The 19,874-nt window shown below is 61.5% G+C and carries 14 protein-coding genes; 7 read left to right on the top strand and 7 right to left on the bottom strand.

From position 1 onward, the window contains the following. The first annotated feature begins 2 nt into the window (after nucleotides 1-2). The 3 genes from fahA (at nucleotide 3) to RG2_RS17305 (ending at nucleotide 3,236) form a co-directional block, all read left to right on the top strand. Nucleotides 3-1,187 carry a fumarylacetoacetase gene (gene fahA / locus RG2_RS17315; RefSeq protein ID WP_033234022.1) on the top strand — a complete coding sequence of 395 codons (1,185 nt, stop codon included), beginning with the start codon at nucleotides 3-5 and terminating at the stop codon, nucleotides 1,185-1,187. Between the two features lie 221 nt (nucleotides 1,188-1,408). Continuing rightward, nucleotides 1,409-2,212 carry a methyltransferase domain-containing protein gene (locus tag RG2_RS17310; protein WP_230590120.1) on the top strand — a complete coding sequence of 268 codons (804 nt, stop codon included), beginning with the start codon at nucleotides 1,409-1,411 and terminating at the stop codon, nucleotides 2,210-2,212. After that, nucleotides 2,199-3,236: a polysaccharide deacetylase family protein gene (locus RG2_RS17305; protein WP_230590119.1), complete on the top strand. Its 1,038-nt coding sequence runs from the start codon at nucleotides 2,199-2,201 to the stop codon at nucleotides 3,234-3,236. The genes RG2_RS17310 and RG2_RS17305 overlap by 14 nt, the downstream gene beginning before the upstream one ends. A gap of 25 nt (nucleotides 3,237-3,261) precedes the next feature. Here RG2_RS17305 and RG2_RS17300 read toward each other — a convergent pair whose 3' ends face one another. From RG2_RS17300 to prpD, 4 genes are all read right to left on the bottom strand, one after another. Then, nucleotides 3,262-6,648 carry a pyruvate carboxylase gene (locus tag RG2_RS17300; protein WP_033234354.1) on the bottom strand — a complete coding sequence of 1,129 codons (3,387 nt, stop codon included), beginning with the start codon at nucleotides 6,646-6,648 and terminating at the stop codon, nucleotides 3,262-3,264. Nucleotides 6,649-6,798: 150 nt separating this feature from the next. Continuing rightward, nucleotides 6,799-7,920: a bifunctional 2-methylcitrate synthase/citrate synthase gene (locus tag RG2_RS17295; protein ID WP_033234020.1), complete on the bottom strand. Its 1,122-nt coding sequence runs from the start codon at nucleotides 7,918-7,920 to the stop codon at nucleotides 6,799-6,801. Further along, on the bottom strand, nucleotides 7,917-8,834 hold the full coding sequence (gene prpB / locus RG2_RS17290; protein WP_033234019.1) for a methylisocitrate lyase: 918 nt from the start codon (nucleotides 8,832-8,834) through the stop codon (nucleotides 7,917-7,919). The genes RG2_RS17295 and prpB overlap by 4 nt, the downstream gene beginning before the upstream one ends. Beyond that, nucleotides 8,834-10,336: a 2-methylcitrate dehydratase PrpD gene (gene prpD, locus RG2_RS17285; protein ID WP_033234018.1), complete on the bottom strand. Its 1,503-nt coding sequence runs from the start codon at nucleotides 10,334-10,336 to the stop codon at nucleotides 8,834-8,836. The genes prpB and prpD overlap by 1 nt, the downstream gene beginning before the upstream one ends. Nucleotides 10,337-10,503: 167 nt before the next feature. Between prpD and RG2_RS17280 the strand changes: the two genes are divergently transcribed. The 3 genes from RG2_RS17280 (at nucleotide 10,504) to RG2_RS32330 (ending at nucleotide 13,884) form a co-directional block, all read left to right on the top strand. Then, nucleotides 10,504-11,925, top strand: a complete 1,422-nt coding sequence (locus tag RG2_RS17280; protein WP_033234353.1) for a short-chain fatty acyl-CoA regulator family protein — start codon at nucleotides 10,504-10,506, stop codon at nucleotides 11,923-11,925. Between the two features lie 178 nt (nucleotides 11,926-12,103). Further along, nucleotides 12,104-13,408, top strand: coding sequence for an FAD/NAD(P)-binding protein (locus tag RG2_RS17275; RefSeq protein ID WP_230590118.1), 1,305 nt, complete (start codon nucleotides 12,104-12,106; stop codon nucleotides 13,406-13,408). Further along, on the top strand, nucleotides 13,408-13,884 hold the full coding sequence (locus tag RG2_RS32330) for a hypothetical protein (protein WP_230590117.1): 477 nt from the start codon (nucleotides 13,408-13,410) through the stop codon (nucleotides 13,882-13,884). Before RG2_RS17275 ends, RG2_RS32330 begins: the two co-directional genes overlap by 1 nt. On the opposite strand, the gene RG2_RS17270 is transcribed toward RG2_RS32330, so the two are convergent. From RG2_RS17270 to RG2_RS17260, 3 genes are all read right to left on the bottom strand, one after another. Then, on the bottom strand, nucleotides 13,881-16,307 hold the full coding sequence (locus RG2_RS17270; RefSeq protein WP_033234017.1) for an ATP-dependent Clp protease ATP-binding subunit: 2,427 nt from the start codon (nucleotides 16,305-16,307) through the stop codon (nucleotides 13,881-13,883). The two genes, RG2_RS32330 and RG2_RS17270, sit on opposite strands and share 4 nt — an antisense overlap. Nucleotides 16,308-16,519: 212 nt before the next feature. Further along, nucleotides 16,520-17,344: a transglutaminase domain-containing protein gene (locus RG2_RS17265; protein ID WP_106939826.1), complete on the bottom strand. Its 825-nt coding sequence runs from the start codon at nucleotides 17,342-17,344 to the stop codon at nucleotides 16,520-16,522. A gap of 10 nt (nucleotides 17,345-17,354) precedes the next feature. Beyond that, nucleotides 17,355-17,966, bottom strand: a complete 612-nt coding sequence (locus RG2_RS17260) for a TMEM175 family protein (RefSeq protein WP_033234016.1) — start codon at nucleotides 17,964-17,966, stop codon at nucleotides 17,355-17,357. A gap of 258 nt (nucleotides 17,967-18,224) precedes the next feature. Between RG2_RS17260 and RG2_RS17255 the strand changes: the two genes are divergently transcribed. After that, a complete protein-coding gene (locus tag RG2_RS17255; RefSeq protein ID WP_033234015.1) occupies nucleotides 18,225-19,862 on the top strand; it encodes an amidohydrolase in 1,638 nt (545 codons plus the stop codon). The last annotated feature ends 12 nt before the right edge of the window (nucleotides 19,863-19,874 follow it).

Raw genomic sequence — 19,874 nt, 5'->3', positions numbered from 1 at the left:
CCATGACGACCATCAACATTCCCGCCGACTCGCTCTTCGGGCTCGACAATCTGCCATACGGTGTGTTCTCCCCCGCAGGCGGCGCTCCGCGTGTCGGCGTTCGAGTGGGTGACTCTGTCATCGACCTTGCAGTGGCACTGGGCGATTCCGTCTTCTCGGAACCGACGTTGAACGCGTTCATGGCACAAGGCCGCGATCGCTGGGTATCCGTGCGCAACCAGATCACCGAACTTGCAACCGGGGAAATCCCCTCCGACGCAGTCTTTTCCATCGACTCCGTCGAGATGCATCTGCCGATCACAGTGGCCGACTACGTCGACTTCTATGCGTCGGAGAATCACGCCACCAACCTCGGCCGTCTCTTCCGCCCGGATTCCGCTCCCCTGATGCCCAACTGGAAGCACCTTCCTGTGGGCTACCACGGGCGTTCGAGCACCGTCGTCGTATCCGGCACAGACATCATTCGTCCCTGTGGCCAGCGCAAGAGCCCTGACCAGGCGAACCCGGATTTCGGACCGTCGCGCCGCCTCGACATCGAGGCCGAGATGGGATTCATCGTCGGAACCCCTTCGAAGATGGGCGATTCCATCACGCCTGACGAATTTGCCGACCACGTCTTCGGCGCCGTTGTCGTGAACGACTGGTCTGCCCGCGACATTCAGGCGTGGGAATACGTCCCGCTCGGCCCCAACCTGGGCAAGAGCTTTGCCACGTCCATCTCCCCGTGGGTCGTCCCGCTTCTCGCTCTCGAAGCTGCCCGCATCGACACTCCCGTCCAGGATCCCGAACCCCTCCCCTACCTGCGCGGCGAGGAAAAGTGGGGACTCGACATCGACCTCGCTGTCGAATGGAACGGTCACGTCGTCTCCCGTCCGCCGTACGCGCAGATGTACTGGTCACCCGCGCAGATGTTGGCCCACACCACCATCAACGGAGCGGTCGCGAGTACCGGCGATCTCTTTGCGTCCGGAACGATCTCGGGCCCCGAGAAGAACCAGCGCGGCGCCTTCATCGAACTGACCTGGGGCGGAAAAGAACCCGTCGCTGTCGGCGACGAGACTCGCACCTTCCTCGAAGACGGAGATGTCATCTCCATCTCGGCCACCGCACCAGCAGCCGGCGATTCACGCATCGGGTTCGGTGAGGTCAGCGCACGTATCCTCCCGGCCACGCAGGCAGATCGATAAGCACAACCACATAGCTCGACTCGACGCCGCACAGGTCCCCGCTATTTCGGTGGGACTCCTGTGCGGCGTCGTCGTCGTTCCGGTCGCACCGAGCTCTTCGTTCGCCCCTGGGAGATTCCAGCGGGACCCCCTGACAGCTGCCGCATCCACCTTAGGTAAGGTTCGCCTAACTCACAGGGAGTACACAGCTGGTTCCCAGGTCTCGGAGGACTGCGCCTGCTGTGCCGACTCCGTTGGCCGACACCGAGAACGGATTGACGATGACGCTTCTCCAGCGCAGTAGGACTTCACTTGCCCGCACGGTTCTGGGCGAGGACAACTACCGCCGTGTGCTCCGAGTAATCAATGATCGGCGACAGAAGCCGCGCGTCGGCAAGGTTCGTTTCGGCGACCTCCGAAGGATCGAGCCGATCTGCCGTGAATACGGTTTCGAGCGTGGACGTCCGATCGATCGCTTCTACATCGAGGGCTTTCTCGACACGAACAGCCACCTGATCACCGGATCCGTGCTGGAGATCGGCGAGCGGACCTACACCGAGGCTTTCGGTGAGGGTGTCACCCGTTCGGACATGCTGCACGTCGCAGACGTGGAAGACGCGACCTACGTCGCCGATCTCACCGACGCACCGAACGTGCCGAGCAACACCTACGACTGCATCATCCTGACCCAGACGCTCCAGATGATCTTCGACACGAACGCCGCAGTGGCGACGCTCCATCGCATTCTCAAGCCCGGCGGCGTGGTGCTGTGCACCGTGCCCGGCATCAGTCAGATCGCCGACCCGGTGTGGAACTCGACCTGGTACTGGTCGTTCACGGAATTGGCCGTGAATCGACTGTTCGACGGCCCCTTCCCCCGCGAGAGCGTCGACGTGCGGGCGTTCGGCAATGTGCTGTCGGCTACAGCGTTCCTGCACGGCATGGCCGACCGCGAACTGAAGAGGCAGGAACTGAACGTCTTCGACCCCGAGTACCCCGTCATCGTGACGGTCGCGGCACGCAAGGGCGACGATGTCGAGGCGTGACGCCCTCGCCCGGATGCTCCGGCTACGCACCCGGAAACAACGGCGCCGCGGCGGCATCCTGATGTACCACTGCATCAGCGAGGAGATCTACGACCCCTGGGCAATCTGCGTCTCCCCGAACGCATTCGACGACCAGATGGCAGTACTCGCCCAGGCGCGTGCCGCCGTCGACCTCGCGAACTTTGCGGGCAGCGATGCCTATACGCGCACCGGTTCCCAGTTGGCCGTGACATTCGACGACGGTTACGTCGACAATCTTGTCGCCGCATTGCCGGTACTCGAACGTTACGAGATTCCGGCGACCATCTTTGTCATCGGAAACTCCGTCGGTCGCACCCGCGAATTCTGGTGGGACGGTTTGCAACGCGCCGTGCCGAGCGGTGAACCACTACCGGATCGGCTGGATTTTCCGTTCGGAAAAGGCCGGCGGACCTTCACGCTGAACGAGGGCCCCGGCGACAGCGCGACGAATGCGCGCTGGCGTGCCGACAGCGGCGAGATCACAACCTCCCGTCAAGCGTTGTTTCGCGCGCTCTGGGACGCAATCGTCGTGCTGGAGCCGACCGAGCAGGACGACGCGATCGATCATGTGCTGGCCTGGGGAGGTCGAATGGCGACGACGCCAACGTCGCGAGTGGCCCTCGACGCGGAACAGTTCGCGCAACTCGCCGATCACCCGCTGATCACCCTCGGCAGTCACACACTCGACCACGTCTCGTTGACAGACCTTCCGGCTGAGCGGCAGCGCACGCAGATCAGCGCCGGACACCGCAAGATCGAGGAGCTGTCCGGCCGTCCGATCACTCGATTCTCGTACCCGTACGGGCGTTTCGACGACACTGCCCGGGCTGCGGTCCGCGAACTCGGCATCGACGTCGCGTGCACCAGCGTGCCCATGCCTGCGATCGGCAGTGACGACCCCTGCGCCTTACCGCGGGTACAGGCCACCGAGATGGACGGCGACCAGTTCACCCGATGGCTGCGCGAAGACTACGGACTTATCCGAGGGCAACTGCTCCAGTAACACGATCGGCCGCAGCCGGAAGTACTTACGGCTCGATCACCACCAGCAAGTCACCACCCTCCACCTGTGCCAACGGGGCAATGGCGAGCCTGCCCACGAAACCGGCGCATGGCACGGTGATCGAGGCCTCCATCTTCATCGCCTCGATCGTGGCAACCGTGTCACCAGCCGAGACCTTCTGCCCCGGTTCGACAGTCAATGTCACCACTCCGGCAAATGGTGCGGGAACGTGCCCAGGAATGCTCCGGTCAGCCTTCTCTGCAGCCGGAACGGTGTCGGCGATGCTCCGGTCTCGCACCGAAACCGGCCTCAGTTGACCGTTGAGGATGCACATCACCGTCCGGAACCCGCGCTCGTCCGGCTCGGAGATCGCTTCGAGTCCGATGATCAATTCCACGCCAGGTTCGAGTTTCACGCGATGTTCCTCGCCGCGGCGCAAACCGTAGAAGAACTGATTTGCGGAAAGCCTCGAGGTGTCACCGTAATGCTCGAGGTGTTCCAGGTAGTCCCGTGTCGGACCGGGGAACAACAACCGATTCAACGTCGACCGGACTTCCCCGGATTCTCCGTCAAGCGCTTTCGTATCCTCGACGGACAGCTTCACCTCGGGCTTTGCCGGACCACGGCCTTCCAATGCCCTGGTACGGAACGGCTCCGGCCAACCGGCCGGCGGAGTACCCAATTCGCCACGCAGAAAGCCGATCACCGATTCGGGGATATCGAACTTCGCAGGATCTGCAGCAAACTCATCGGCGCTCACTCCCGCACCCACCAGGTGAAGAGCCAAGTCGCCGACCACCTTCGATGACGGCGTCACCTTGACGAGACGCCCCAGCATCCGGTCTGCCGCCGCATACTTCGACTCGACATCCTCGAAACGTTCACCTAGACCCAATGCCGTTGCCTGGGTGCGTAGATTGGACAGCTGGCCACCGGGAATCTCGTGTGTGTAGACCCGGCCGGTCGGCGCCGGAACACCGGACTCGAACGGTGAGTACACCTTTCGCAATGACTCCCAGTAGGGTTCCAGGTTGCACACGGCCGCAAGATCAATTCCAGTGTCGTACTCGGAGTGAGCCGCGGCGGCCACGATCGCCGACAACGCCGGCTGACTGGTGGTTCCGGCCATCGGAGCAGAGGCGCCGTCCACCGCGTCGGCGCCGGCCTGCCACGCCGCCAGGTAAGTCGCGAGCTGTCCGCCCGGAGTGTCGTGGGTGTGGACGTGCACCGGAAGGTCGAAGTTGCTCCGCAGTGCGGAAACGAGAGTCGCGGCGGCAGGTGCCCGAAGCAATCCTGCCATGTCCTTGATCGCGAGAACGTGAGCTCCCGCTTCCACGATCTCCTCCGCGAGGCGGAGGTAGTAGTCGAGCGTGTAGAGCTTCTCCGCAGGATTCGACAGGTCACCGGTGTAACTGAGCGCCACCTCCGCGACTGTCGTGCCGGTCTCGCGAACTGCGTCGATGGCCGGTCGCATCTGATCTATGTTGTTGAGAGCGTCGAAGATTCGGAAGATATCGACGCCGGTACGGGCAGCTTCCTCCACGAACGCGGTGGTCACCTTTTCCGGATACGGCGTGTACCCGACGGTGTTACGGCCACGCAGCAACATCTGTAAGCAGATATTCGGAACTGCTTCACGCAACGCCGCGAGCCTCTCCCATGGATCTTCCTTCAAGAAGCGAAGCGCCACATCATAAGTTGCACCACCCCAAGCCTCGATGGACAACAGTTCCGGAGTCATCCGAGACACATGGCCGGCCACCGCGAGGAGACCGCTGGTACGAACCCTGGTCGCGAGAAGTGACTGATGCGCGTCACGGAATGTGGTATCCGTGACGGCCACGGCATTCTGCTGACGCAAGGCAGCAGCAAAACCGGCCGGACCCAACTCCACAAGTCGCTGCTTGGAACCGTCTTTCGGTGTCGTGGTCAGGTCGATTTTCGGGAGTTTGTCGTGCGGATAGCCCTGCGACGGCCGCTTTCCGTTCGGCTGGTTCACCGTCACGTCGGCGAGATAGGTGAGGATCTTCGTTCCCCGGTCTGCCGATACCCGCGACGTGAGAAGCCGGGGACGTTCCTCGATGAACGATGTTGTCACCTCGCCCGCACGGAAGTCCGCGTCGTCTAGAACTGCTTGCAGGAAGGGGATATTGGTGGAAACTCCACGAATGCGGAATTCGGTGACTGCGCGCCTGGCCCGCGAGATGGCTGTGGGGAGATCGCGTCCGCGGCAGGTCAGCTTCACCAACATGGAATCGAAATGGGCGCCGACTTCCGCACCGAGCGTCGTGCCGCCGTCAAGGCGGACCCCGGCACCACCCGGTGTGCGGTAAGCGGTGATGCGCCCGGTGTCCGGCCGAAAGCCGTTTGCCGGGTCCTCGGTAGTGATGCGCAATTGAAGTGCCGCGCCGCGCAGAACGATCGACTCCTGCCGAAGTCCCAGATCGGCGAGGGTCTCACCCGAAGCGATTCGGAGTTGCGCCTGGACCAGATCGACGTCCGTCACTTCTTCGGTGACAGTGTGCTCCACCTGGATTCGCGGGTTCATCTCGATGAACACGTGGTTGCCACGAGTGTCGAGCAGGAACTCGACGGTGCCGGCACACGAGTAGTTGATGGCTTTCGCAAAGGCCACGGCATCGGCACAGATCTTCTCGCGCAGTCCGGCCGGAAGGTTCGGAGCAGGCGCAATTTCTACGACCTTCTGATGGCGTCGTTGCACACTGCAGTCGCGCTCGAACAGGTGGATAAAGTTGCCCTCGCCGTCAGCGAGGATCTGCACTTCGATATGGCGAGGGTCGACCACTGCCTGCTCGAGGAACACGGTGGCGTCGCCGAACGCCGACTCAGCCTCTCGGGCAGCAGCTTCGATCGATTCCCGCAACTGTGAGCGTTCGGCAACGCGGCGCATCCCCCGCCCGCCGCCACCAGCGACTGCTTTCACGAAAATCGGGAACTCCATCGACTCCGCAGCTTTCATCAGCGCGTCGACGTCGGTGGACGGTTCGGAAGACTCGAGAACCGGCAGTCCCGCTGCTCGCGCTGCTGCGATTGCGCGGGCCTTGTTTCCCGTCAACTCCAACACCTCGGCCGACGGCCCCACGAACGTAATACCCGCCTCGGCACATGCTGCCGCAAGTTCGGGGTTCTCCGAAAGAAATCCATAACCTGGATAGACGGCGTCGGCACCCGCCTTCTTCGCTGCGGCAACTACTTCCGGCACTGAGAGATACGCACGAACAGGATGCCCCTTCTCCCCGATCTGATAGCTCTCATCGGCTTTGGACCGGTGGATCGAGTTCCGATCCTCGTGCGGGAACACAGCCACCGTTCCGGCGCCTAGTTCGTAGGCAGCGCGGAACGCGCGAATGGCAATTTCGCCTCGGTTGGCGACAAGCACTTTGGAGAACATGGAGAAGAAAACCTCGCTGTCGAGTGTGGTTCGGTACCGCGAAATGCGCATAGCCCGCACGAAAATGTGCGGGCCATGCGTGGAGAAGCGTCGACGAGGCCAGGAGACGGTGATGCCAGAACCGAACCTCACCGACGCAGTCTGAAGGTGTCAGGCCACGACCGTTCGCTGCGGCACGCCGGAGTACTGGCTCAGCGGCCTGATCAGGGCGTTGGACTGCCCCTGCTCGATAATGTGCGCCGTCCACCCGGTGATTCGACTCATCACGAAGATGGGAGTGAACATCTCGACGTCGAAGCCCATGAGGTAATAAGCGGGACCCGTGGGGAAGTCGAGATTCGGCTTGATTCCGGTGGCGCTGACCATCGTCTTCTCGAGGATGTCGTACATCTGCACCCACTTCTCGCCATCGGTGACCGCAGCGACCTCGATGAGGGCGTCCTTCATGGTCGGAACCCGCGAGTCACCGTTCTTGTAGACACGGTGTCCGAAGCCCATCACCTTGTCCTTGGCGGCCAACTTGGCCGACATCCATGCCTCCGCACGATCAGGATCGTCGATCTCGAGCATGTCGTGCATGACGGCTTCGTTTGCACCGCCATGCAACGAGCCCTTGAGAGCACCGATGGCCGCCGTGACAGCGCTGTAGATATCGGACAGCGTCGAGGTCACGACACGAGCCGCAAACGTCGAGGCGTTAAAGCTGTGCTCTGCGTACAGAATCAGGGATACTTCGAAAGCCTTGACGATTGCCTCGTCCGGTACCGCGCCGAAGCACATGTTGAGGAAGTTCTCGGCAAAACCCAGTTCGGACTGCGGCGGGGTGGGATCCTGGCCACGACGACGACGGAAGTCGGCTGCGACAATCGTCGGCAGAACTGCCGTCATTCGAAGCGCCTTCGCAAGATTCTCTGGCGCCGAATTGTCGTCCTCCGCTGGATCTTCGGCCCCGAGATAGCTGATGGCAGTGCGGACCACGTCCATCGGATGACAGTTGTCCGGCATCTTCGTCAGCAACGAGAGCAATGACCGATCAGCGCGACGGGCCGCACGCTCACGTAGACAAAGCAATTCGAGTTGCTCCGGAGTTGGCAGTTCGCCATACCAGAGCAGGTACGCAACTTCTTCGAAGCTGCAGTTGGCGGCAAGATCCTGCACCGCATAACCGCGATACGTCAACGAATTCGTCTCGGGCACCACCTTGGAGATCGCCGTCGTGTCAACGACAACTCCCGCCAAACCCTTGTAGATCGTCGGAATCTGTTCGGTCATGTCCTACTCCCCTCCAAGCTGAAATTGAAAATGCCACTGTCGAATTCGTTGTAACGTTCGTACTCGAGAAGCTCGTAGAGACGGCTGCGGTGCTGCATCTCACCGAGCAGGCCTTCCTGAGTGCCTTCTGCATGAATCTCGTGAAGTCCCTTTTCGATGGCGAACATCGCCAGCCGGAGGGTGGTCACGGGGTAGATGACGGCGTTGAAGCCGATCTCTTCCAACGTCTTTGCCGAGATGAGATTCGACTTTCCGAACTCGGTCATGTTGGCGAGCAGCGGAACGTCGACTGCCGCGCGAAACTTCTCGAAGTCGGCCTCGGTGGCGAGAGCCTCCGTGAAGATCAGATCGGCGCCGGCATCGGCGTAGGCCTTGGCACGCTCGATCGCGGCATCGATACCGTCGATTCCCGCGGCGTCGGTTCGGGCGCAGATCACGAAGTTCGGATCACGGCGCGCAGACACGGCCGCCCGAATACGCCGCACCATGTCCTCGGTAGGCACGATTGCCTTGCCGTCGAGGTGCCCGCAACGCTTGGGGTTGATCTGATCTTCGAGATGCAGACCGGCAATGCCGTCGTCCTCGAAGATCGTGACCGTGCGGGCCGCACTCATTGGCTCACCGAATCCGGTGTCCGCGTCGATGAGCGTCGGAAGATCGGTGACGCGGGCAATTTGCTTGCTGTGGCCGGCCACCTCGGTGAGCGTGGTCAACCCGATGTCGGGAAGCGCCAGCCCGGCAGAATATGCACCGCCGGAAACGTAGACACCTTCGAACCCGATTTCCTGAATGAGCTTGGCCGTCAACGGATTGATGGCACCAGGTAGTCGCTGAATCTTACCCGACGTCAAGCCTGCCTGGAAAGCGATGCGCTTGTCCGCGGCGGACGTCGAGGCTGCGATGAGGCCCGTCATCAGAAGATCCCCTTGGTGACCTTGGGTGCCCGAGCGAGTACGTCGTCGGAGATCGTGAAGGTGAGCTGGTTCAGCTCACCCGCCTTCAGCTCTGCAGTGCGCTGCGCAGCGTCGAGGAAGCGGTCCTGCTCGCCCGGTTCGATGACGCCCTCGGCGAGGGTGCGGAACTTTGCGATGTACTGATCGCGAGCGAAGGGACGCGCGCCCAACGGATGTGCGTCGGCCACGGCGAGTTCGTCGATGATGACCTCACCGCTCTCGAGAGTGATCTCGGCGCGGGCACCAAATCCCTTCTCGTCCGGATCGATCGAGTGGTAGCGGCGGGTCCATTCGGGGTCTTCACACGTGGAGATCTTGTTCCACAACTCGATCGTGTCCGGGCGCTGTGCACGCTCGGGAGCATAGGAATGCTCGTGATGCCATGTACCGTCTTGCAAGGCCACAGCGAAGATGTACATCACCGAGTGGTCAAGTGTCTCACGCGAAGCAGTGGGATCGAACTTCTGCGGATCACCGGAACCCGTGCCGATCACGACGTGCGTGTGGTGACTGGTGTGCAGGACGATCGACGCGATCTGATCGAGATCGCCTACACGGGAACGCATCCGACGTGCGAGGTCGATCGGAGCCTGGCTCTGGTACTCCGCGGAATGTTCCTTGGTGTAGGAATCGAGGATCGCACGCTTCGACTCACCGGTACCGGGCAGCGGAACGTGGTATTCCTTCTCGGGTCCGCCGAGCATCCACGCAATGACGCCGTCTTCGCCTTCCCAGATCGGCGAGGGGGCACCTTCCCCGCGCATCGCACGGTCAACAGCTTCGACGGCAACCTTGCCGGCCAACGCCGGGGCGTATGCCTTCCAGCTGGAAATTTCGCCCTTGCGGGACTGACGGGTGGCCGTCGTCAGGTGCAGTGCCTGACCGATCGCCTGGTAGACCGTCTCGGTGTCGAGGCCGAGCAGGGTTCCGATACCGGCGGCGGCCGAGGGGCCGAGGTGAGCGACATGGTCGATCTTGTGCTCGTGCAGGCAGATTGCCTTAACCAGGTCGATCTGGATTTCGTATCCCGTTGCAAGTCCGCGGATCAGGTCCTTGCCGTCGCGCCCCGTGTGCTGGGCCACCGCGAGGGTCGGTGGAATGTTGTCACCGGGATGCGAGTACTCAGCGGCGAGGAAGGTGTCGTGGAAGTCGAGTTCACGAACTGCGACGCCATTGGCCCACGCTGCCCATTCCGGTGAGAAGGTGCCACTGACACCGAAGACCGTAGCGCCGGGGGTATAGGGATGAGCCTGTGCCTGCGCACGGGCATTGACGACCGGACGGCGCACCAGGGAGGCCGCGGCGACGGATGCATTGTCGATGATTCTGTTGACGATCATGTCGGCAGTCGCATCGGCAACCTCGACGGAATCTGTCGCAACTTCCGCGATCTTCCACGCCAGATGCTCATCCTTGGGGAACTCTTCGGCCGAGCGGCGAGTGCGTACGAGATGCGTCTTCATGATCCTCTTTCCACGTGTTTCGGTACCTATTTGCACGCTACGCAGCGCGGAGGACCCCACAAAAGGGCTTGCATATGCCGATTTGTGCAACAGCGACCTTGCAAAGTTGCGAACGTTGCGAACTTCGCCTCGGTAGTGTGATCTTTCATCAGTACCGAGGAGATTCGATGAAAAAGATGTATGCGGGTGCCCGTCTACGACGCCTCCGCGACGAACGCAACCTGTCACAGTCCGCACTCGCCAAGGTGCTCGAACTCTCCCCGAGTTACGTCAATCAACTCGAGAACGATCAACGCCCGCTGACCGTCCCGGTTCTGTTGAAACTCAATTCCGAATTCGACCTCGATGTCCAGTTCTTCGCGTCGGACTCCGATGCGCGTCTGGTTGCCGATGTCCACGAAGCTCTCGCCGAGACATCGGAATCCGGTGAGGTATCCCTGGCCGAAGTGGACGAGTTGGTAGCCCGGATGCCGGCCGTCGGACGTACGTTGGTGATGCTGCACAGACGATTGCATGCCGCTACGGAGCAACTCGATCAATTCTCGACACAATTGTCCGGTGATGCAGTACCCGAGACCGCCCTGATGCCCATGCCGTACGAAGAGGTTCGCGACTTCTTCTACGATCGCCGCAATCACATCGCAGCCCTCGACGACGCCGCGGAAAAGCTGTTTGTCGACAACAAATTGACCATCGGAGCACTCGATCTTCAGCTGGCTCGACTGTTGCGCGATCAGCATGGCGTCACAGTCCGCATCCGCACTGACGAGCCGGACAAGTTGGGGCCCAAACGGTTCTACGACGCCGACAAATCAATTCTCACCCTGGCCCGCCGCCTCTCCGCCGGGCAACGCGCATTCCAGATCGCGATGCAGTTGGCCTTCTTCACACAGGAAGAACTCATTGATTCCATTGCGGCAGAAGATGAGTCGCTAACCGCGGAGTCCGCTGCTCTCGCGCGCGTCGGGCTGGCCCACTACTTTGCCGGTGCGCTATTACTCCCCTACAGCGTATTCCTGAACTCCGCCGAGACCTTGCGATACGATATCGAACTTCTGAGCCTGAAGTTCGAAGTCGGGTTCGAGACGATCTGCCATCGCCTGTCCACTCTGCAGCGACACGGCCAGCGAGGTATCCCGTTTTTCTTCGTCCGCACCGACCGCGCCGGAAATATATCGAAGCGTCAGTCCGCCACAGCATTCCACTTCTCACGGGTAGGCGGTAGCTGCCCACTGTGGGTGGTACACGAAGCATTTGCCAGCCCGGGCCGCATCCTGACTCAGGTCGCAACGATGCCGGACGGGCGAACGTATCTGTGGATTGCGCGCACGACTCACAGCGGCGGGTTGGGATATCTTGCCCCCGAGCGTAATTTTGCCATCGGACTTGGTTGCGACATCACCTACGCCGACCGCATGGTCTATTCACGCGGCATCCAGACGGACGACCCGGCCACGATCGTTCCGATCGGAGCAGGATGCAAGGTGTGCGACCGACCGTCGTGCGCTCAACGCGCGTTCCCTCAGTTGGGCCGACCGGTATCGGTGAGCCAGAACAGCAGCAGCCATCTACCCTATCCGCAGGAATGATCGTCACAACAGTTTGATTCACGCTGATCCGATGTCCGAAATTCCTTGCCACATCATCCTTAACGGATAAAAATAGGGCTCACCATCTTCGAGCGATCGAGAGTCCTGGCTCCCTGACGTCGCAGCAACCCCCTCTACCGAGGTGTGGGTGCTTTCTGCCAGGTCCGATGGAGGATTTGTGGACGCCGACCGACCCCGTACGTCTGTGGGCGATGCTGCAGTCATCGTGATCGTCGGCGGCGGCCCGCGCGGTACCGGCGTTCTCGAACGCATCCTCGCGCAAGAAGCGGTAAACGCAGACCCGACGCCACTCGAGATTCACGTGGTCGACCCGTATCCACCTGGCGCCGGACGTATCTGGCGTGGCAGCCAGGCCCCTCTGCTGTGGATGAACTCCACCACCGCCGACGTCACGATGTTCACCGACAGCACCACAATCGTCGACGGTCCGATCGTGCCGGGTCCAACTCTGGCCGAATGGGTCGCCGAGAACACTGAAGAACTTGGTTCATTTCCCGAAATTGCCGACGAGATTCCGACCGTCGCACCAACCTCGTTTGCGTCGAGATCCTTGCAAAGCCGATATTTGCACTGGGTGTTCCAGTCGGCTGTCGACTCTGCACCGCCGCACGTCGTCGTTCGGATTCGTCGCCGATCGGTGATCGAAATCGACGACGTACACGGTTCGCAATTCGTCCGTCTCGACAACGGTGACGTGATAGAAGCAACGATTGTCTTACTGGCCCAGGGGCATCCGGACGCGTTGGCCGCCCCACGGGAGATTCAACTGAGCGACTTCTCCGCCGAGCACGGGTTGACCTACGTCGGTCCCGGATACACCGCAGACCTCGACGCCGATGTCATTGCCGAAGGTGACCCGGTGCTGATCGCGGGCCTCGGGCTGGCGTTCATCGACTGGATGGTGCTCCTGGCAGAGAGTCGCGGTGGTGTCTTCGAACGAGCCGACAACGGCAACCTCGTGTACTCGCCGTCAGGGAGGGAACCACTTCTGTACGCGGGATCACGTCGAGGAGTTCCCTACCACTCCAAGATTTCGTACTCGATTGAAGACGCTCGGCCGCCGCTACCGAGGTTCTTCACCGCAGATCTGGTGCCTGGCGATGGCCCACTGAACTTCCACGAAGATATCTGGCCGTTGGCCTCGAAGGAACTGGCGGGCGCGCACTATTACGAACTGTTTTCTGCACATCCGGAACGGACCGTGGGCACGTGGGAAGAGTTCGACTCCGAATTTGCCTCACTGAGTTGGGGATCGCCGCGCCTGGACGAATTGATCGAGAACGCCGTGCCGAAAGCGGAAGACCGAATCGACCTGGAGAGTTGTTGCGCCGTGGCCGAATTCCGGCGGAATCTGTCGCCAAGGACGTCGAGGGCTGGCTGCATTCCTTCTTCAGCTTCATCGCCAGTGGTCCGCCGCCGGAGCGACTCGAACAACTGCTGGCACTCAATGAAGCAGGCATAGTGCAGTTCCTGGGCCCCGACACCGTTTTCTCCACCGAGATAGATCCGTCGACCGGAGACGGATTGTTTGTCGCGCGCAGCGCGTCCCATACCGACATCGTGGCTACGCGCACCCTCATCGAAGCGCGCTTGCCCGTTGCCTCCATCAGTGCAAGCGGCGACGCACTGCTGCGTTCCCTGCACCGGCGCGGCGAGGCGGTTGAACTACGGGCCACCGTTGACAGCGCAGCAAAGCTGGCCGTGGACGGGACGTCGCGAATCTGCCGCGCCGACAACACAGTCCATCCCCGTCGATTCGCTGTCGGACCTTGGGTTGCCGGCCACAACTGGTCTGCGGCCTTCCCCCGTCCGCGCACCAATGCGGGGTTCTTCCGGCACAACGACGCGCTGGCAGCGGAGATTCTTGGCGCTACACGACTGTGCGCCTTTCCGGTAGCGTCCACTACCGGAAAGGCGCACGGGGGGCGAAGGCCCTAGCTGAACACCAACTCACCCTCGTCAACCGCGACGGTGATGCTGCCGCCCTCTACGAGGAGATCGTCGAGCAGCATGTCGGCGATCTTGTCGTCGACAACCCGCTGGATGGAGCGGCGAAGCGGCCGGGCCCCGAACTCGGGCTGGTGACCGTGCTCGGCAATCCAATCCACGGCGTCAGCTGTGAACTCGATCTCGATACCCTTGGACTGCAACCGCTTACGACTGTCCTCGAGCAGCAGGTCCGTGATCCGGTGCAATTGCTCGGTGTCGAGCTTACGGAAGATCACGATCTCGTCGATACGGTTGAGGAACTCAGGTCGCATCGACTCGCGCAGCCGGGCCATCACACGATCACGCAGCGGCTTCTCAGCCGACTCTGCGTCACCGGTGATGAAGCCGAGTCCACCGGACTTGCTCGAAATGATGTCCGAGCCGAGGTTGCTGGTCATGATCACGACGGTGTTCTTGAAGTCCACCGTGCGACCCTGGCCGTCGGTCAGACGTCCGTCGTCGAGCACTTGGAGCAAGGTGTTGAACACGTCCGGGTGTGCCTTCTCGATCTCGTCGAGCAGGATCACCGAGTACGGGTTACGACGCACCTGTTCCGTGAGCTGTCCGGCCTCGCCGTAGCCGACGTATCCGGGAGGTGCACCGACCAACCTGCTGACCGTGTGCCTCTCGCCGAACTCACTCATGTCGAAGCGCAGCATCTTGTTCTCGTCACCGAAGAGTGTGGCAGCCAAAGCTTTTGCGAGCTCTGTCTTACCGACACCGGTGGGTCCGAGGAACAGGAAGCTACCGACGGGGCGATTCGGGTCGCTCATACCGGTACGGCTGCGACGTACTGCGCGTGCAATTGCGCGCACAGCATCGTCCTGACCGACCACCCGACTGTGCAGTTCCTCTTCCAGCCGACGCAGGCGATCCTTCTCTGCCTGAGTCATCTGGCTGGCCGGGATACCCGTTGCGCGAGCGACGACTTCGGCAATCTGCTCCGCAGTCACGTCCGGTGTTTCCTCCGCAACGGGAGCCTGGGTCCCCGCCTTTTCGAGACGCTGTGTGACATTGTTGATCTCGTCACGCAGCTGCGACGCCTTCTCGTACAACTCGTCGGCGACGGCTTTCTCCTTGTCGCTCTCGAGCTGCTCGAGACGTTGCTGCAGAGCGGCGGTGTCCACGGTGGCCGTCTTCAAACGAAGCCGGGCGCCGGCCTGGTCGATCAAGTCGATTGCCTTGTCCGGCAAGAACCTGTCGCCGATGTAGCGAGCCGACAGTTCCACCGCAGCCGTGATCGCCTCGTCGGTGTAGTGCACCTTGTGGTGATCCTCGTAGCGACTACGCAAGCCACTCAAGATCGCGATAGCGTCCTCGATCGACGGCTCCCCCACCTGAACAGGCTGGAAGCGACGCTCGAGAGCCGGATCCTTCTCGATGTGCTTGCGGTATTCGTCGAGCGTGGTGGCACCGACGATGTGCAATTCACCGCGAGCGAGCTTGGGCTTGAGGATGTTTCCGGCATCCATCGCACCTTCGGCGCCGCCGCCGGCACCTGCAATGGTGTGCATCTCGTCGATGAACACGATCAGCTCGTCCTTGTTGGCGGTGATCTCGTCGATGACCTTGGTGAGGCGTTCCTCGAAGTCACCGCGGTACCGAGTGCCCGAGACCATGCTGGACAGTTCGAGCTGGACAATTCTCTTGCCCACCAACGAGTCCGGTACTTCACCGTCGACGATGCGCTGAGCCAGACCCTCCACGATGGCGGTCTTACCGACACCGGCTTCGCCCACCAGAACAGGGTTGTTCTTGGTGCGACGCGAGAGAATCTCGATGGTCTGTTCGATCTCGTCGGCGCGGCCGATCACCGGATCGACGCCGCCGTTTCGGGCGCGATCGGTGAGGTCCACCCCGAACTTGTCGAGCATCGGAGTGTCGGAGTCACTTTCCTCGGCAGGCGCATTGGGATTCCGAACGGCGTTCTGCAACTTCTCCGGCGTCACACCGGCGGAAGCGAGCAGACGACCGGGAACGTGATCCATGTCGCCGGCCAACGCGATGAAGAGGTGTTCGGGGTCGATGTAGGTCGATCCCAGTGCCCGAGCCAACTGATGTGCCTCGAGTAATGCTGTTTTTACGGCGCTACTGAGCACGGGCGCAGTGAAGCCACCCTGCTCACGACCTTGTGGGAGCCGCTGGTCGATTGCCTCGACCACGGCTTTCGGGTCGGCCCCGGCGCGCTGCATGAGCGTGCGGACCGGGTCCTGCTCCGCCATGACGCGGAGAACGTGCAGTGCATCGAGATCCGAATCACCGCGAGCAGACGCTGCGCGAGCAGCCTCAGCCATGAGTTGCTGGGTGGCCCTGCTCATGAGCCGGGAAAGGTCGATGCGACCGGGACCCTCGGGCCCGAAGAATGCTGGCATTCCGAAGCCTCCTAATAGTAAGTTGAGCGTTCTTGACTCAAGTAACGTGCTCGGAGGCCGATCAATTCCCGCGGGCTTGGATTTCTTTCAACAGCGGAAGCAAACTTGAGATTCCCGCTGGACCGACGACGCCGCAGGGCGATTGTGCGGACGCGCGCTCGATCATCCGCGCGGGCGCACATTCGGCGCGCGGGACCGCTCGCGCGAGATGATTAACAAATCAGACTGTCCGGTACCCGCAAATCCTTGTGGTCGTAAAGTGCCCGCATGGCGATGGGATCGTCGGAAGCGCAGACTCCGGCGATCTCGTCGAGCAGCAGGTCGTACTCCGCACCGGTCTTTCCGTCGTAGGCGTCGGTCATGCGGCCCCACTCGTCCCAAGGCAGGGTTTCGACCTTGTTCACTGCGGCCAGATCCTTCACAGCGTTGCCACGGATCTCGGCCGGCCCCCAGTTCTCGGTTCCGTACACCCCGAATTGGGATGCGTCGATCTCGCCGCGCCGATACGCAACCCATGCCTCGCCGCCGCTGAGGAACTCTGCTGGCTGCAGGTCATGTGCGTGAGGAAGTATGTTCTGCCCCAGGATCTCCGAGTCGATGCGGATCCAACGTCCGCGGTCATCGTCCCGATACTCGGTGATCCAATGGTCGACGCCCTGCCCGGGCTGGAAGTAAGTGGCAAAGCCACAGCGGACACGAGCGGCAATACCGCGGTGACGCAGCAGCGCACAACTCATCACAGCAAAGTGCCGACAGGTTCCGACGACCCGTTTGCCTGGTTCCCGGGCAGTGGTCAACGGAGCTGCATCCAGTGCGAGTAGCCGTTGAAACAGAACGTTTGCCGGTCGGATCTGGTTTTCGTCGAATCTGTCCGCGGACAGATTCAGCGACTGCGCATCGGTGGGTTGGACGACCAGGTAGGGAACTACTCGGCAAATGTCCACGGGATCGACGGCGAGCAGCTCGAGCGACGGCACATCCACCCCGTCGAGTCCGGTTAACGGTCCGGGCATCGTGTAGTCAAGGTCTGGTTCCACGAGGGCGAGCCTAAGCGGGGTTTCTCGTTTGTACTCGATCCCACAGCTTCTCGATCGGCGACGAGAGCAGGAGAAGGAACAACGGGAAATACGACGTCGCCGGAACGAGCACACTGACGAGCAGTGCCACCACCAGTATCAGGAAAGTGACAATCTCGGCCGTGAAATTCGGTTTGGCACCCTCCTCACTCAACGACGGCTTGCGGACCAGACCCCACGCGACCACTGCCAGGAACGCAGCGCTGGCGGCCATCGTCCCGATGTAGAGAGCCCTGGTTCCCAGATCCTGCGACGGCGCCGCCACCAACGCCGTCGGGAAGGGCAAGAACACGATGGTCAGCACCCACAGCCCCAATCCGCGCACAACCACCTTGTCTGCGTCGATCACAAAACGAAGCAGCCGATGCTGCGACCACCACAGCCGGAAGATCACCAGAAAGCTCAGCGCGAAGGAGTAGAACTGTGCAGCGTTCTCGTGCAGTAATTCGGACGTGGTGCCATGGTGGTCGGTGGTTAGTTCGACCAACGGTAGAACGAGCAGCGTGATCGCGATGGCAACGATCGCGTCGATAAAAGTGACGTAGCGCTCGAAGTAGCGGGTTCGTTCGGCAAGCTCAGCCATTGCGGAAGCATATGCCTCACAACAAGAAACAGACCGGCGACGCCAAATTCACGCAAAACACACATTTAACGAATCAAATTCGCTAGACTTAGTGGTCGACGCGCCGCTCCCCATACTCGACGAATCGCCTCCATCAACTTCCTTCTGCTGGTCCCGCTCGCCTTGGTATCTCGCCTGTCCGCGCGCACCGAGGGTGCGTATCGTCACCACAGCGCCGCTGTCACCACCGCCGTCATCGCGTAAGGATCACGAAAAGTCATGAATGAGCGCATCACTCACTACCGCAACGGGAAGATTTTCACTGCCGCCGAGGGCGGCTGGGCCGAATCGCTGGTCGTCAAGGATCAGCAGCTCATTTTCTCGGGAGAGTCCGAGTTCGCGGAAATCCTTGCCCCTGACGCCGAAGTGGTCGATCTCCAAGGCGCCGTTGTACTTCCCGGTTTTGTCGACGCGCATACCCATTTGATCATGATGGGATTCTCACTGCAGAAGCTCGATTTGCTCGACGCCACCAGTATTGCCGATATCCAGACCAGCATCCGCACCTTCTCGGAATCGAACCCCGATGCACCTCGTCTGCTTGGACGCAGTTGGCTGTTCTCGGCACTCGGTGGGCAACACCCGACGCGGGAAATGATCGACGCCGTCGTGCCCGACCGTCCGGTGTACCTCGATGCCAACGATCTACATTCTGTCTGGGTGAACAGCGCGGCGCTACGAGAACTTGGCATCGATGCCGACACGCCCGACCCGATCGGTGGTCGCATCGATCGAGACCCGAGCACCGGAGAAGCAACCGGAATGCTGTACGAGACCGCGGTGATGCTCTACGTGTGGCCGAAGCTGGCTGAACTCGCAACCGACGAGGACCGGGACATTGCCCTGGCGCTCGCGTTCCGCCGTTATCTCGAAGACGGCGTAACCGGCGCAGTGGACATGGCGCTCGGCCCGGACGAATTATCTTGTCTGGAAAGAGCATTGGACGCGGGGAACGGAACGCTGCCGTTGCGGGTCGCTGCACATTGGCTGATGACGCGTGAGGACAACGACGCCGATAACGTCAGGCAAGTTCACGACGTCATCGAGTTGCACGATCGCATCCAAGGTCCGTGGCTCGCCGTCGCGGGCATCAAGATCATCATCGACGGTGTGATCGACAGCTGCACTGCTGCAATGAAAGAGCCGTACTCGGACGGTACCAACGCCGAGCCCATCTGGGACCTGGAGTCATTGATCCCCGTCGTAACCGCCGCTGACGCTGCAGGCCTGCAAATCGCCATGCATGCTATCGGCGACGAGGCGTCCGAGATCGGTTTGACTGCACTCGAATACGCGATAGCCACCAACGGGGATATTCCCCGGCGGCATCGGATGGAACACCTGGAGTCGATCACCCGAGACAACGTCGAGCGCCTTGCCCGACTCGGTGTGGTCGCCTCCATGCAACCAGTTCATGCGGATCCTGCTATTCAAGAAAACTGGCGTGCAATGCTCGGCGACTACCGTGTGAATCGTGCCTACCCGTGGCCCGAATTCACCGAGGCCGGTGCGGTTCTCGCCTTGGGATCGGACGCGCCGACTGCGCCTCACCCACCGCTGCCTAACATGTTCATCGCCACCACTCGCATGTCTGCCATCGACCCGTCACTGCCACCCAACCTCCCGCAGTACGCACTTCCTCTCGCGGAAGCTCTCGCACACGCCACTCGGGACGCGGCCTACTCGTGTCGGTGGGAAAACGTGACCGGCCAACTGGTTCGGGGCAAAGCTGCCGATTTTGTCGTATTGAAACAAGATCCGTTCACAGAAGGTGCCGACTCACTCCTCACCACTGAGATCGCCATGACTGTTGTTGCCGGGTCGGTTCGCTACGCCAATTCCGCGCAAAACCCTTAGTAGCCCAACTGC

The sequence above is a fragment of the Rhodococcus globerulus NBRC 14531 genome, from assembly GCF_001894805.1.
Lineage (GTDB): Bacteria > Actinomycetota > Actinomycetes > Mycobacteriales > Mycobacteriaceae > Rhodococcus_F > Rhodococcus_F globerula.
The sequence above is the reverse complement of the archived record's forward strand: the minus strand, read 5'-3'. Positions and strand labels throughout refer to the sequence as shown.